This is a genomic window from Pseudomonas mohnii (assembly GCF_900105115.1).
Taxonomy (GTDB): Bacteria; Pseudomonadota; Gammaproteobacteria; order Pseudomonadales; family Pseudomonadaceae; genus Aquipseudomonas; species Aquipseudomonas mohnii.
Genome location: NZ_FNRV01000001.1, coordinates 3,632,994 through 3,646,658 on the forward strand (window position 1 = coordinate 3,632,994; position 13,665 = coordinate 3,646,658).

Annotated in this window: 13 protein-coding genes; 10 read left to right on the top strand and 3 right to left on the bottom strand. The window is 60.5% G+C overall.

All coding sequences use genetic code 11. The annotated features are described in order from the left end of the window. Window positions 1–28 precede the first annotated feature (28 nt). The 4 genes from BLV61_RS16815 to BLV61_RS16830 all read left to right on the top strand — a co-directional run bounded on the left by BLV61_RS16815 (window position 29) and on the right by BLV61_RS16830 (window position 4,241). Window positions 29–1,423, top strand: a complete 1,395-nt coding sequence (locus tag BLV61_RS16815) for an FAD-binding oxidoreductase (RefSeq protein WP_090466502.1) — start codon at window positions 29–31, stop codon at window positions 1,421–1,423. Window positions 1,424–1,459: 36 nt separating this feature from the next. Continuing rightward, complete coding sequence (locus BLV61_RS16820; RefSeq protein ID WP_047534660.1) at window positions 1,460–2,125, top strand: fumarylacetoacetate hydrolase family protein; 666 nt, start codon at window positions 1,460–1,462, stop codon at window positions 2,123–2,125. 168 nt (window positions 2,126–2,293) lie between these two features. After that, complete coding sequence (locus BLV61_RS16825) at window positions 2,294–3,220, top strand: SdiA-regulated domain-containing protein (RefSeq protein WP_090466504.1); 927 nt, start codon at window positions 2,294–2,296, stop codon at window positions 3,218–3,220. A gap of 103 nt (window positions 3,221–3,323) precedes the next feature. Continuing rightward, a complete protein-coding gene (locus BLV61_RS16830) occupies window positions 3,324–4,241 on the top strand; it encodes an SdiA-regulated domain-containing protein (RefSeq protein WP_090466506.1) in 918 nt (305 codons plus the stop codon). A gap of 80 nt (window positions 4,242–4,321) precedes the next feature. Here BLV61_RS16830 and rpiA read toward each other — a convergent pair whose 3' ends face one another. Further along, complete coding sequence (gene rpiA / locus BLV61_RS16835; protein WP_090466508.1) at window positions 4,322–4,996, bottom strand: ribose-5-phosphate isomerase RpiA; 675 nt, start codon at window positions 4,994–4,996, stop codon at window positions 4,322–4,324. A gap of 315 nt (window positions 4,997–5,311) precedes the next feature. On the opposite strand from rpiA, the gene ilvA reads away from it, so the two are divergent. Then, on the top strand, window positions 5,312–6,826 hold the full coding sequence (ilvA, locus tag BLV61_RS16840) for a threonine ammonia-lyase, biosynthetic (protein ID WP_090466510.1): 1,515 nt from the start codon (window positions 5,312–5,314) through the stop codon (window positions 6,824–6,826). A gap of 39 nt (window positions 6,827–6,865) precedes the next feature. Then, window positions 6,866–7,291: a DUF2269 domain-containing protein gene (locus BLV61_RS16845; RefSeq protein ID WP_090466512.1), complete on the top strand. Its 426-nt coding sequence runs from the start codon at window positions 6,866–6,868 to the stop codon at window positions 7,289–7,291. A 108-nt stretch (window positions 7,292–7,399) separates the two neighbouring features. Here the strand turns inward: BLV61_RS16845 and BLV61_RS16850 are convergent, their stop codons facing one another. Further along, window positions 7,400–8,056 (bottom strand): histidinol-phosphatase, encoded by a 657-nt coding sequence (locus BLV61_RS16850; RefSeq protein ID WP_047534646.1) that lies wholly within the window; start codon window positions 8,054–8,056, stop codon window positions 7,400–7,402. Window positions 8,057–8,199: 143 nt separating this feature from the next. On the opposite strand from BLV61_RS16850, the gene BLV61_RS16855 reads away from it, so the two are divergent. Both BLV61_RS16855 and ptsP read left to right on the top strand, forming a co-directional pair. Continuing rightward, a complete protein-coding gene (locus tag BLV61_RS16855; RefSeq protein ID WP_007897732.1) occupies window positions 8,200–8,679 on the top strand; it encodes an RNA pyrophosphohydrolase in 480 nt (159 codons plus the stop codon). Between the two features lie 22 nt (window positions 8,680–8,701). Further along, on the top strand, window positions 8,702–10,981 hold the full coding sequence (ptsP, locus tag BLV61_RS16860) for a phosphoenolpyruvate--protein phosphotransferase (protein WP_047534645.1): 2,280 nt from the start codon (window positions 8,702–8,704) through the stop codon (window positions 10,979–10,981). Between the two features lie 114 nt (window positions 10,982–11,095). On the opposite strand, the gene BLV61_RS16865 is transcribed toward ptsP, so the two are convergent. After that, a complete protein-coding gene (locus BLV61_RS16865; protein ID WP_090466514.1) occupies window positions 11,096–11,842 on the bottom strand; it encodes an NRDE family protein in 747 nt (248 codons plus the stop codon). A 132-nt stretch (window positions 11,843–11,974) separates the two neighbouring features. Here BLV61_RS16865 and BLV61_RS16870 point away from each other — a divergent pair, with 132 nt between their 5' ends. Further along, window positions 11,975–12,757, top strand: a complete 783-nt coding sequence (locus BLV61_RS16870) for a sulfite exporter TauE/SafE family protein (RefSeq protein WP_090466516.1) — start codon at window positions 11,975–11,977, stop codon at window positions 12,755–12,757. Window positions 12,758–12,840: 83 nt separating this feature from the next. Then, window positions 12,841–13,653 (top strand): prolipoprotein diacylglyceryl transferase, encoded by an 813-nt coding sequence (lgt, locus tag BLV61_RS16875; RefSeq protein WP_047534642.1) that lies wholly within the window; start codon window positions 12,841–12,843, stop codon window positions 13,651–13,653. Window positions 13,654–13,665 lie beyond the last annotated feature (12 nt).

Below are 13,665 nucleotides of genomic sequence, written 5' to 3' on the forward strand. Positions count from 1 at the left end.
GACCATGAATTGTTCGAGAGTTCTGTCGATGACCAATCCTGCCCTGATTGATGAGCTGAAGACCCTGGTTGAGCCCGGCAAGGTGCTGACCGATGCCGACTCCCTGAATGCTTACGGTAAGGATTGGACCAAGCATTTTGCCCCGGCCCCGACCGCCATCGTGTTCCCGAAGACCACCGAACAGGTCCAGGCCATTGTCCTGTGGGCGAATAAACACAAGGTGGCACTGGTGCCATCCGGTGGCCGTACCGGGCTTTCCGCCGCCGCCGTGGCCGCTAATGGCGAAGTGGTCGTGTCGTTCGACTACATGAACCAGATTCTCGATGTGAACCTCACCGACCGCACCGCCGTGTGTCAGCCGGGCGTGGTGACCGAGCATTTGCAGAACGTGGCCGAAGAAAACGGCCTGTACTACCCGGTTGACTTCGCTTCGGCAGGTTCGAGCCAGATTGGTGGCAATATCGGCACCAATGCCGGCGGAATCAAGGTGATTCGCTACGGCATGACCCGTAACTGGGTGGCCGGCATGAAAGTGGTCACCGGCAAGGGCGACGTGCTGGAACTCAACCGCGACCTGATCAAGAACGCCACCGGCTACGACATGCGTCAGCTGTTCATCGGCGCCGAGGGCACCCTCGGATTTGTGGTCGAAGCGACCATGCGTCTGGATCGGGCACCTAAAAATCTCACCGCGATGGTCCTCGGCACAGCCGATTTCGACTCGATCATGCCGGTGCTGCACGCGTTCCAGAGCAAGCTCGACCTGACCGCCTTCGAATTCTTCTCCGATAAAGCCCTGGCCAAAGTCATGGCCCGTGGCGACGTGCCGGCGCCGTTCGAAACCGATTGCCCGTTCTACGCACTGCTCGAATTTGAAGCGACGACCGAAGAAGTGGCCAATCACGCGCTGGAAACCTTCGAGCACTGCGTCGAGCAGGGCTGGGTGCTGGACGGCGTGATGAGCCAAAGCGAAACCCAGCTGCAGAATTTGTGGAAACTGCGCGAATACATCTCCGAAACCATTTCCCACTGGACGCCATACAAAAACGACATTTCGGTCACTGTGTCGAAAGTCCCGGCGTTCCTTAAGGAAATTGACGCGATCGTCGGCGAACACTACCCGGATTTCGAAATCGTCTGGTTCGGTCACATCGGTGACGGCAACCTGCACCTGAACATCCTCAAGCCCGACAACCTGAGCAAGGACGAGTTCTTCGCCAAGTGCGCGACCGTCAACAAGTGGGTATTCGAAACCGTCGAGAAGTACAACGGTTCGATCTCTGCCGAACACGGTGTTGGCATGACCAAGCGTGATTACTTGACCTACAGCCGTTCCCCGGTTGAGATCGAGTACATGAAGGCCGTCAAAGCGGTGTTCGACCCGAACGGCATCATGAACCCGGGCAAGATTTTCGCTGTTTGATTTCGAATTCAAGCGCTACGAACCAGGAGTCGGTCCATGAGCTATCAGCACCAGTATGTCGACGGTACGCGTATTCATTTCCCGCTGGGGAAAGTGGTGTGCATCGGCCGTAACTACGCGGAACACGCCAAGGAACTGGATAACCCGGTCCCGACCGAGCCATTGCTGTTCATCAAGCCGGGCAGTTGCGTGGTGCCTCTGGAAGGTGGTTTCAGCATTCCGGCCGACCGCGGTTCGGTGCATTACGAGGCGGAAATCGCGGTGTTGATCGGCAAGCCATTGTCGACCAAGCCAAGCCGTGAAGAAGTGCTCGACGCCATCTCCGGTTTCGCCCCGGCCCTGGACCTGACCCTGCGCGACAAGCAGGCCGAGCTGAAATCCAAGGGCCTGCCCTGGGAAATCGCCAAGTCCTTCGACGGCGCGGCGGTGATTGCACCGTTCGTATCCGGCAGCACCTTCGCCGACCTCACCGACATCGGCATTCGCCTGACCATCAACGGCGAAGTTCGCCAGGATGGCAACAGCAGCGCGATGCTCAACCCGATCGTGCCGATGATCCAGCACATGGCAGGCTGCTTCTCGCTGCAGGCCGGTGATGTGATCCTCACTGGCACGCCAGTGGGCGTGGGGCCGTTGAATGTCGGTGATGAGATTGTCCTGGAACTGCCGGGCGCCAGCCGCTTCACCAGTAGCGTTCGTTAGTCGAGACACCGCTGAATCTTGTGGGCGCGCGCTTGCTCGCTCCCACAAGACGTTCCCGCCATTTCCCGTTTTTTTCACATTCTGTCTGGATAATTCCAGGGTTTCGGCGTCTGAGCCGATCCCAACTGTGCTATTACCCTTAGCCTGAATTTCTGGATGCATTCTCCGATGGCCACCCAACCGCTGCTCACGCCGAAACCTGCCCGTCGTTCGCGCTTCGCCATGCGTTGGTATTCCTGGCTTTTGCTGGTCGTCGTCGCTGCCTACGGCCTCGCGTTTGCCATGCATTGGGACAATCGTGGCGTGTTGTGGGTGCGCGAGCAGTTCAAGAGCCCGGCCGAGCGCCAGGCGAGCGTCTGGCTGCCGGATTATCGCGCGGTGATCGACGCCAAGCCCCTGCCGGGTATGGAAAAGGACGAAGCGTCGGACCTGGCCTACGATCCGCAGACCAAAACCCTGTTTTCGGTCATGGGCAAAAACCCGTTTCTGGTCGAGTTGACGTTGCAGGGCGATGTGCTGCGCAAAATGCCGCTGGTGGGCTGGAGCAATCCGGAAGGCGTCACGGTGCTGGGTAACGGCTTGCTGGCCATTGTCGATGAGCGCGCGCACCTGATAACCATCGTCAAGGTCGATGCCGACACCCGCGAGCTGAACATCGCCAACTTCCCGAAATACGACCTCGGGCCGTCGAAAGACCAGAACAAGGCGTTCGAAGGGGTCACCTGGGACTCGCGCAATCAGCAATTGATGCTGGGCGAAGAGCGCCCGCCAGCATTGTTTACCTGGAAAGGCGACGGCAAGGTGCTGACCGGAGACAAGGTCAAGCTTGCCAGTCATGCTCTGGACATGCGCAATCTCTCGGCCCTGGCCATCGATCCGCGGACCGGGCACATGCTGGTGCTGTCCGCCGATTCCCACCTGTTGCTGGAGCTGGATAAAAAGGGCGCGCAGGTCAGCTTCATTGCCCTGCTGGGTGGTTTCAATGGCCTGAAAAATACCATTCCCCGCGCTGAAGGCGTGACCATGGACGAGGCCGGCACGCTGTACATGGTGAGTGAGCCCAACCTGTTCTACCGCTTCGAAAAACAACGCTGACCAGCGGCTGTTCCTGCATTGTTTTTCAGCGCTAATGACCTTTAAGCTTGAATTCAGACAGGCGTGATATTTCATCCGCCTGTTTTGATTCCGAGCTACCTGAATGCGTCGACTTGCCCGCCCCAAACCATTGATAGTGATGCTCTCGGTGATTGTGCTGATCGTGTTGTCTGCGGTTGGCCAGTACCTGCGCCTGTTCGAGCGCGCCTGGTTCAACCTGAACACGCTTTGGCAGCCGATGAATGCGCAATCCATTGGCCTGGACCGCTATCAGGTGGTGCTGGAGGGACAAGTCATCGAAGGCCTGGATGATGATGTTTCGGCGTTGACCTTCGACCCGGTACGCAAAAGCCTGTTCACCGTGACCAATAAAAACGCCGAGCTGATCGAGCTGTCCCTGGACGGCAAAATTTTGCGTCGCGTGGCATTGATCGGCTTCGGCGATCCGGAGGCCGTTGAGTTCATCAGCGCCGACACCTACGTGGTCACTGACGAGCGCCAGCAGCGCCTGATCAAGATTCACCTGGAGCAGGGCGCTACCTTCCTCGATGCGGCGGACGCCGAACAGATGACGCTTGGCGTCCACATGAGCGGCAACAAGGGGTTTGAAGGATTGGCATACGACTCGGTGGGCAAGCGCCTGTTTGTCGCCAAGGAGCGCGACCCGATGTTGATCTACGAAGTGCACGGGTTTCCGCATTTCAACCCGGAAAAATCCTACGCGGTGCATGTCATCAACAATCCCAGGCGTGATGCCGGGATGTTCGTGCGGGACCTGTCGAGCCTGCAATATGACGAGCGCAGTGGCCACCTTTTGGCGCTGTCCGACGAGTCGAGGCTGATTCTTGAGCTGGATGTGGACGGTCGACCGCTGAGCACCCTGTCGCTGAACAAGGGTCGGCAGGGGTTGCAAAAGACCGTTCCGCAAGCGGAGGGGATCGCCATGGACGACGACGGCACGATGTATCTGGTGAGCGAGCCGAACTTGTTCTACGTCTTCAAGAAGCCGCCGCAGAACTGATAAACACCCCAAAACAACTGTGGGAACAAGCCCGCTCCCACAGGTTTTTCATGTGCCCACAAATGAGTGGGCAGCCCGGGTTACTCTGCGCGCAGGGTCTTCACGCCTTCACGGGTCCCCAGCAACAGCAAATCCGCAGGGCGCGCGGCGAACAGGCCATTGGTGACCACGCCGACAATCGCGTTGATCTGCTTTTCCAGTTCCACTGGGTTGGTGATCTGCATGTTGTAGACGTCGAGGATGATGTTGCCGTTGTCGGTCAGCACGCCTTCACGGTAGACGGGGTCGCCGCCGAGTTTCACCAGTTCACGGGCCACGTGGCTGCGGGCCATCGGGATCACTTCCACCGGCAGCGGGAAAGCGCCCAGAACCGGCACCAGTTTGCTGGCATCGGCGATGCAGATGAAGGTCTTGGCCACGGCCGCGACGATCTTCTCGCGGGTCAAGGCTGCGCCACCGCCCTTGATCAGGTGCAGGTGTTCGTCGCTTTCATCGGCGCCGTCGACGTAGAACTCCAGGTCGCTGACGGTATTGAGCTCGTACACCGGAATGCCGTGGCCCTTGAGGCGGGCGGCCGTGGCTTCGGAGCTGGCGACCGCGCCGTCGAATGCACCCTTGTGCTGGGCCAGGGCGTCGATAAAGCAGTTGGCGGTGGAGCCGGTGCCGACCCCGACGATGCTCTTGTCATCGAGTTTCGGGAGGATGAAGTCGACGGCGGCCTGAGCCACTGCCTGTTTGAGTTGATCCTGGGTCATGCGGGCTCCGAGGTGCCGAATAGGGGAAACGAAAGGCCAGCATTATAGGCCTTGGGAGCGGGGCAGGTCATTGCCCGATTGGCGGGTCAGAGGCACGCCCAATTACTGTAGGAGCGAGCTTGCTCGCGATGGTCGTGAACGATAACGCGTAATACCAGATACCCCGCGGTGCCTTTGGTTTTTTGCGAGCAAGCTCGCTCCGACAGGGAGTGATCTCTTTCGGGTGACCTAAAACCACCGGTTTAGTGTGGTCGCCTGCCTAAAAGCCGGGTTAGACTCCGTGGTCCTGCCCAACCCGCTCAGTGATGCTTTCCGATGCTTGAACAGTACGTCAAAAAGATCCTCACCTCGCGCGTTTATGACGTTGCCGTAGAAACTCCATTGCAGACTGCCCGTCAGCTCTCCGAGCGGCTGGGCAACAGTATTTTGCTCAAGCGCGAAGACTTGCAGCCGGTGTTCTCGTTCAAGATTCGCGGCGCTTACAACAAGCTGACCCAATTGAGCGACGAAGAGCGCGCCCGTGGCGTGGTCACCGCTTCGGCGGGCAACCATGCGCAAGGCCTGGCCCTGGCGGCCAAGGTGTTGGGCGTGAAAGCGACCATCGTGATGCCCAAGACCACCCCCGAGATCAAGGTCGAAGGCGTGCGCTCCCGTGGCGGCAAAGTGGTGCTGCACGGCGATTCGTTCCCGGAAGCCCTGGCCTATTCGCTGAAACTGGTCGATGAAAAAGGCTATGTCTACATCCACCCTTATGACGATCCCCACACCATTGCCGGGCAGGGCACGGTGGCCATGGAGATTCTGCGCCAGCATCCAGGGCGCCTGGACGCGATTTTCGTCCCGGTGGGCGGTGGCGGGCTGATCGCCGGTATCGCGGCTTACGTGAAATACCTGCGTCCCGAAATCAAGATCATCGGCGTCGAGCCGGACGACTCCAATTGCCTGCAGGCCGCCATGGCGGCCGGTGAGCGCGTTGTGCTGCCGACCGTGGGCATCTTCGCCGACGGCGTCGCGGTGGCCCAGATCGGCCAGTACACCTTTGATATCTGCAAAGACCATGTCGATGAAGTGATTACCGTCAGCACCGACGAAATCTGCGCCGCGATCAAGGATATCTACGACGATACCCGCTCGATCACCGAACCTGCCGGCGCCTTGGGCGTGGCGGGGATCAAGAAGTACGTCGAGCAGCACGGCGTCACCGGGCACACCTTCGTGGCCATCGATTCCGGCGCCAACGTCAACTTCGACCGTTTGCGCCACGTCGCCGAGCGCGCCGAGCTGGGTGAGGGTCGCGAAGCCATCATCGCCGTGACCATTCCCGAGAAGCCGGGCAGCTTCAAGGCGTTCTGCGAAGCCATCGGCAAGCGCCAGATCACCGAATTCAACTATCGCTACAACACCGGCAGCGAGGCGCACATCTTCGTTGGCGTGCAGACGCACCCGGAAACCGACCCGCGCAGTGCGCTGATTGCCAGCCTCAGCGAGCAAGGCTTCCCGGTGATCGACCTGACCGACAACGAACTGGCCAAGTTGCACATTCGCCACATGGTCGGCGGCCGTGCGGCCCAGGTGGTCGATGAAGTGATCCTGCGCTTCGAATTCCCTGAGCGTCCGGGTGCATTGTTCAACTTCCTCAGCAAGCTCGGCGGGCGCTGGAACATTTCGATGTTCCACTACCGCAACCATGGCGCGGCGGATGGCCGTGTGGTTGCCGGGCTGCAGGTGCCTCACGATGAGCGTCATCTGGTGCCTGCGGCGCTTGAGGAAATCGGCTACCCGTACTGGGACGAAAGTGACAACCCGGCCTATAAGCTGTTTCTCGGCTGAACGGCTACGCTGATGGGCAAGTCATAAGGAAAGCGAGCCATGGAAACGTTGACGGCCCTGAAAGCGGCGCACTTGGTGGCGACAGTCGTGTTGCTGCTGGGCGCATTGGGCTTGGGGATCTGGGTCTGGCGGGCCCGGCGCAACGGTGATGCGACGGCGGCAAGTCGCACCCTGCAAAGGCCGCGGGTGTTTGTCTGGCTGTTGATGGGGCTGGCGCTACTGAGCATGCCGTTTACCGGCTGGTGGATGGTCCACCTGGTGGGCTGGCCGCTTGGGCAGACCTGGCTGCTGGCGTCGAGCGTGCTCTACACCGTGGCGGCGCTGGCGTGGTTCTGGCTGATGGTGCGCTTGAACCGGTTGCGCAAGGCGCCGGGCGGTGTCGGCAAGTTCAGTTTTGCCTTGGCGTTGTTCAGCTTTGTGTGTTTTATCGCCATTGCCGGATTGATGGGCGCCAAGCCAGTGTAGGAGCGAGCCTGCTCGCGAAAAAACCAAGATTACCGCGGGGCATCAGGTGCCCCGCGTTTTCGTTAACGACCATCGCGAGCAGGCTCGCTCCTACAGTAGGGTCATCAGTCAGTCGCGCAGACTAATCACCGGCCAGCCACGCTTCTCGGCCTCGGCACGCAAATTCGCATCCGGATCGACGGCCACCGGATTCGCCACCTGCTCCAGCAACGCCAGGTCATTCATCGAGTCGCTATAGAAGTAGCTGTCTTCCAGCGAATGCCCAGTCTCCTCCAGCCAACGATTCAATCGCGTCACCTTGCCTTCACGGAAGCACGGCACGTCTGTGCTGCGTCCGGTGTAACGGCCGTCGACCATCTCGCACTCGGTGGCGATCAGGGTTTCGACGCCCAGGCGTGCGGCAATCGGTCCGGTCACGAAGCGGTTGGTGGCGGTGATGATCACCAGCTTGTCGCCGGCTTCGCGGTGACTGGTCAGCAATTCAATCGCCTTGGGCAGTACGATCGGCTCGATGCAGTCGCGCATGTAGTCGTTGTGCCATTGATCCAGCGTGGCCATTTCGGTGCGGCCGAGGACCTCGAGACAGAAATTCAGGTAGGCGTCGTTATCCAGCTTGCCAGCCAGGTAATCCTGATAGAACTCGTCGTTGCGTGTCTTGTAGGCCACGGCGTCGAGGAAGCCGCGCTCACAAAGGTAATCGCCCCACGCGTGGTCGCTGTCGCCGCCCAGAAGGGTGTTGTCCAAGTCGAATAAAGCCAGCCGCATTGCAGTTACTCGCTGAAAAGTCTGTAGAAAGGCGTCCAGAATACGGACTTTTCACAAGAGTGCACATAAGGTAGGCCGGCGCGTTGCTGCCTTCACGACCTTTGTGGAACAATGCGACGACATGCGTTTGCGAGGTTGTTGCCGTGATCGACCCCGATGGTTTCCGTCCTAATGTCGGGATCATTCTCACGAATGATGCCGGACAGGTGCTATGGGCTCGCCGTATCAATCAAGATGCCTGGCAGTTTCCCCAAGGTGGAATCAACCCCCAGGAGACGCCGGAAGACGCCTTGTACCGCGAGTTGAACGAAGAAGTGGGCCTGGAGCGCGAAGATGTTGAAATTCTCGCCTGCACCCGGGGCTGGTTGCGCTATCGTTTGCCGCAACGTCTGGTCAGGACCCACAGCCAACCGCTGTGCATCGGCCAGAAGCAGAAATGGTTTCTCCTGCGCCTGATCTCCAACGAGCAGCGGGTGCGGATGGATTTGACCGGTAAACCGGAGTTCGATGGCTGGCGCTGGGTCAGCTATTGGTATCCGTTGGGCCAGGTTGTGACATTCAAGCGCGAGGTGTATCGACGCGCCCTCAAAGAGCTTGCCCCGCGCCTTTTAGCGCGCGACTGACGACGGAGTTCGACCCCGAGCCATGCTCAATACGCTGCGCAAGATCGTCCAGGAAGTTAACTCCGCCAAGGATCTCAAGGCGGCGTTGGGGATTATTGTGTTGCGCGTCAAAGAGGCCATGGGCAGCCAGGTCTGCTCGGTCTACCTGCTTGACCCCGAGACCAACCGTTTCGTGCTGATGGCCACCGAGGGCTTGAACAAGCGCTCGATCGGCAAGGTCAGCATGGCGCCCAATGAAGGTCTGGTCGGCCTGGTCGGCACGCGTGAAGAACCCCTGAACCTCGAAAATGCCGCGGATCACCCGCGCTACCGCTACTTCGCCGAAACCGGCGAAGAGCGCTACGCCTCGTTCCTCGGGGCGCCGATCATCCACCACCGTCGCGTCGTCGGCGTGTTGGTCATTCAGCAAAAAGAACGCCGCCAGTTCGATGAGGGTGAAGAAGCCTTCCTCGTGACCATGAGCGCGCAGCTCGCCGGTGTTATCGCCCACGCCGAGGCCACCGGTTCGATCCGTGGCCTGGGCCGTCAGGGCAAAGGCATTCAGGAAGCCAAATTCGTCGGCGTACCGGGTTCGCCGGGCGCGGCGGTCGGTACGGCAGTGGTCATGCTGCCTCCGGCCGACCTGGATGTGGTGCCCGACAAAACCATCATCGACATCGACGCCGAGCTGGGGCTTTTCAAGACCGCCATCGAGGGTGTGCGCGCCGACATGCGCGCATTGTCCGCCAAGCTCGCCACCCAGTTGCGTCCCGAAGAGCGCGCCCTGTTCGACGTCTACCTGATGATGCTCGACGACGCGGCGCTCGGCAGTGAAGTGACCACCGTGATCAAGACCGGTCAGTGGGCCCAGGGCGCGTTGCGTCAGGTGGTCACCGATCACGTCAACCGTTTCGAATTGATGGACGACGCCTACCTGCGTGAGCGCGCCTCGGACGTCAAGGACCTGGGTCGGCGCTTGCTCGCTTACCTGCAGGAAGAGCGTCAGCAAACCCTGGTCTACCCCGACAACACCATTCTGGTCAGCGAAGAACTGACGCCGGCCATGCTCGGCGAGGTGCCGGAAGGCAAGCTGGCGGGTCTGGTCTCGGTACTCGGTTCGGGTAACTCCCACGTGGCGATCCTGGCGCGCGCCATGGGTATCCCGACGGTGATGGGCCTGGTCGATCTGCCGTACTCCAAGGTCGACGGCATCCAGATGATCGTCGACGGCTACCACGGCGAGGTCTACACCAACCCGAGCGATGTGCTGCGCAAGCAGTTCGCCGATGTGGTCGAGGAAGAGAAACAGCTGGCACTGGGCCTCGATGCGCTGCGCGATCTGCCGTGCGTGACGGTTGATGGCCACCGCATGCCGCTGTGGGTCAACACCGGCTTGCTGGCGGATGTGGCGCGAGCGCAGAAGCGCGGTGCCGAAGGCGTTGGCCTGTACCGCACCGAAGTGCCGTTCATGATCAACCAGCGCTTCCCGAGCGAAAAGGAACAATTGGCGATCTACCGCGAGCAGCTCGCCGCGTTCCACCCGCAACCGGTGACCATGCGCAGCCTCGACATCGGCGGCGACAAGGCGCTGTCGTACTTCCCGATCAAGGAAGACAACCCGTTCCTCGGCTGGCGCGGCATTCGCGTGACGCTCGACCACCCGGAAATCTTCCTGGTCCAGACCCGCGCCATGCTCAAGGCCAGCGAAGGCCTGAATAACCTGCGAATTCTGCTGCCGATGATCTCCGGCACCCATGAACTCGAAGAAGCCCTGCACCTGATTCACCGGGCCTGGGGCGAAGTGCGCGACGAAGGCACCGACGTGCCGATGCCGCCCATTGGCGTGATGATCGAGATTCCGGCGGCGGTGTACCAGACGAAGGAATTGGCGCGGCAGGTGGATTTCCTGTCGGTCGGCTCCAACGACCTGACCCAGTACCTGCTAGCCGTGGACCGTAACAACCCACGGGTGGCCGATCTCTACGACTACCTGCACCCGGCGGTGTTGCAAGCGCTGCAAAACGTGGTGCGCGATGCCCATGCCGAAGGCAAGCCGGTGAGCATTTGCGGTGAGATGGCCGGTGATCCGGCGGCGGCGGTGCTGTTGATGGCCATGGGTTTCGACAGCCTGTCGATGAACGCCACCAACTTGCCGAAAGTGAAGTGGATGCTGCGCCAGATCAACCTGAGCAAGGCCAAGGAATTGCTGGCCGAGCTGATGACCATCGACAACCCGCAAGTGATCCACAGCTCGCTGCAACTGGCGCTGAAGAACCTTGGGTTGTCGCGGATGATCAATCCGGCTTCGGTCAAAACCCTCTGAAACACTGACCGCCCCATCGCGAGCAAGCTCGCTCCCACACTGGATCTGCGAACGACGCAAATCCCTTGTGGGAGCGAGCTTGCTCGCGATGAGGCCTGTCCATGCAATACAAAATTAAAGCCTGATCTCTATCTCGCCCAAATGTCCGCCATAGGGCCCGAAGCTCCTTTCGACCAAATGCCGCGAACCGTCCGCGTGCACAATCAGCGCCGTACTCGCCCGAGTGCCGTAACTCTGGCTGGCAATGAACACGCTCGACAGCAACGTCTCGGTCGCCAGTCCCACCCCCGTATCCGGCAGCTCGGCGAACGGCGCGGTCTGCGGATCGCTCAACAAGTCCAACAATGCTTGAGGCTGGGGATCATCCAGTACTTTGCCCAGGGCTGCTTTCGCCTTGATCAGCTTCGGCCACGGCGTATCCAGCCCGGCATTCGACACCCCGTAGGTTCCCGGTTGCAGCATCACGGCTTCCGACTCCCGGGCGTTGAAGTGCCACAACTCATGCATGTTGCCCACCAGCAGGTTAAAGCCGCCATATTCCGGCGAACGTGCGACAACGTCGTCTAAATAGTCATCAATCGGCAGTTCGCCGGTGAGAAAGCGTGCCACCAGTTCACCGCGGGATCGGCGGCCGGGTTGTCGATGCGGATCGCGGATATTGGTCAGCGCGGCAAAGCGCCCGTTGGCGCCAATGCCGAGCCAGGTTCCACCCGCCTCCAGGTCGCGTCCGGCGTGGACCTGCGGTGTTTCGGGCCATTGCGCCAGCGGCAGGCTGGGGCGAGCGTAGAATTCGTCGCGGTTGGCCGCCACGATCAGTGGTTGGGCATGGTCCGGGCGCCAGGCGAAAACAATCAGGCACATAAGGTTGTCCTTGTGTGTTTTTTGCTCACTCTACGCAGTCATCGTGCGGGTATCCATCGCCATCCAGTGGAGCCGGGGGCCATGCATCCGTTACCATGCCGCTCCGGTTTTGGGGTTGGGTGGTGAAGCACCATGGAATTTCTGCTCTATCTGGCGCTTGGCGCCTGTGCCGGCGTGCTGGCCGGGCTGTTTGGCGTCGGCGGCGGGATCATTATCGTCCCGGTGCTGGTCTTTAGTTTCAAGGCGCAAGGGTTCGATCCGTCGATCCTCACGCACCTGGCAGTCGGCACGTCCCTGGCGACCATCATTTTTACTTCGGTCAACGCCATTCGCGAGCATCACCGGCGCGGCGCCGTGCGTTGGCCGATTTTCGTCTGGCTGACCGTTGGCATCCTGATCGGCGCCGGTTTCGGCGCACTGACCGCCGAAGCGATCTCCGGGCCAAACCTGCAGAAAATCATTGGTGTGTTCGCCCTGGTCATCGCCGCGCAACTGGCGCTGGACCTCAAACCCAAGGCCAGCCGAACGGTGCCGGGTAAATTCGGTCTGACCGTGGCCGGCAGTGTCATTGGCTGGGCGTCGGCGATTTTCGGGATTGGTGGCGGTTCGCTGACCGTGCCGTTCCTGACCTGGCGCAGTGTGCCGATGCAGCAAGCGGTGGCCACGTCATCGGCCTGCGGCTTGCCGATTGCGTTGTCCAGTGCATTATTTTTCATGATTCTAGGCTGGCACGATCCATTGCTGCCGGCCCATAGTCTCGGTTTTGTTTATTTGCCGGCGTTGTTGGGCATTGCCCTGACCAGCATGTTCTTCGCCCGCATCGGCGCGCGATTGGCCCACAAGCTGTCGCCCAAGTTGCTGAAAAGACTGTTTGCCGCTTTGCTGTTCTGCGTCGGCCTGAACTTCTTGCTCTGACACCCGGCGCAATCCTGGCTTAATCCTGAGGTGGCAGCGTCGCCCGGGAATTTTTGAGATTTGAACTCTAACGAGGAGTCGCAATGCTGCCTTACCCGCAGATCGACCCGGTGGCCCTGGCCATCGGTCCGCTGAAAATCCACTGGTACGGTCTGATGTACCTGATCGGCATCGGCGGTGCCTGGCTGCTGGCGTCGCGCCGGTTGAACCGCTTCGACCCGACCTGGACCAAGGAAAAGCTCTCCGACATGGTGTTCTGGATGTCGATGGGGGTGATCGTCGGCGGCCGCCTCGGCTACGTGCTGTTCTACGATCTGAGTGCGTACCTGGCCAATCCGACGCTGATTTTCGAAGTATGGAAGGGCGGCATGTCGTTCCACGGCGGCTTCATCGGGGTGATGCTGGCGGCCTTGTGGTTCGGTAAAAAGAACAACAAGTCGTTCTTCCAACTGATGGACTTCGTCGCACCCATGGTGCCGATCGGCCTGGGTGCCGGGCGCATCGGCAACTTCATCAATGCCGAGCTGTGGGGCAAGCCGACCGACGTGCCGTGGGCGATGATCTTCCCGCCGTTCAGCGATCCGGCGCAGTTGCCGCGTCACCCGTCGCAGCTGTATCAGTTCGCCCTCGAAGGCGTGGCGCTGTTCCTGATCCTCTGGCTGTTCTCGCGCAAGCCGCGGCCAACCATGGCGGTTTCCGGGATGTTCGCGCTGTTCTACGGCATCTTCCGTTTCATCGTCGAATTCGTCCGCGTACCGGACGCACAACTGGGCTATCTGGCCTGGAACTGGCTGACCATGGGCCAGGTGCTGTGCGTGCCGATGATCGTTGGCGGGCTGTTCCTGATCTGGCTGGCGTATCACCGCGCCCCGGCAACGCCAGCGGCAGCTGTATAAATTCGAACCCCG

What these genes read in the sequence shown, in the direction of transcription:
- BLV61_RS16830 (WP_090466506.1), top strand. Translation starts at nt 3,324, where the DNA reads ATGCGTCGACTTGCCCGCCCCAAACCATTGATAGTGATGCTCTCGGTG.
- rpiA (WP_090466508.1), bottom strand. Translation starts at nt 4,996, where the DNA reads ATGACCCAGGATCAACTCAAACAGGCAGTGGCTCAGGCCGCCGTCGAC.
- BLV61_RS16865 (WP_090466514.1), bottom strand. Translation starts at nt 11,842, where the DNA reads ATGTGCCTGATTGTTTTCGCCTGGCGCCCGGACCATGCCCAACCACTG.
- BLV61_RS16850 (WP_047534646.1), bottom strand. Translation starts at nt 8,056, where the DNA reads ATGCGGCTGGCTTTATTCGACTTGGACAACACCCTTCTGGGCGGCGAC.
- ptsP (WP_047534645.1), top strand. Translation starts at nt 8,702, where the DNA reads ATGCTCAATACGCTGCGCAAGATCGTCCAGGAAGTTAACTCCGCCAAG.
- ilvA (WP_090466510.1), top strand. Translation starts at nt 5,312, where the DNA reads ATGCTTGAACAGTACGTCAAAAAGATCCTCACCTCGCGCGTTTATGAC.
- BLV61_RS16870 (WP_090466516.1), top strand. Translation starts at nt 11,975, where the DNA reads ATGGAATTTCTGCTCTATCTGGCGCTTGGCGCCTGTGCCGGCGTGCTG.
- BLV61_RS16820 (WP_047534660.1), top strand. Translation starts at nt 1,460, where the DNA reads ATGAGCTATCAGCACCAGTATGTCGACGGTACGCGTATTCATTTCCCG.
- BLV61_RS16825 (WP_090466504.1), top strand. Translation starts at nt 2,294, where the DNA reads ATGGCCACCCAACCGCTGCTCACGCCGAAACCTGCCCGTCGTTCGCGC.
- lgt (WP_047534642.1), top strand. Translation starts at nt 12,841, where the DNA reads ATGCTGCCTTACCCGCAGATCGACCCGGTGGCCCTGGCCATCGGTCCG.
- BLV61_RS16815 (WP_090466502.1), top strand. Translation starts at nt 29, where the DNA reads ATGACCAATCCTGCCCTGATTGATGAGCTGAAGACCCTGGTTGAGCCC.
- BLV61_RS16845 (WP_090466512.1), top strand. Translation starts at nt 6,866, where the DNA reads ATGGAAACGTTGACGGCCCTGAAAGCGGCGCACTTGGTGGCGACAGTC.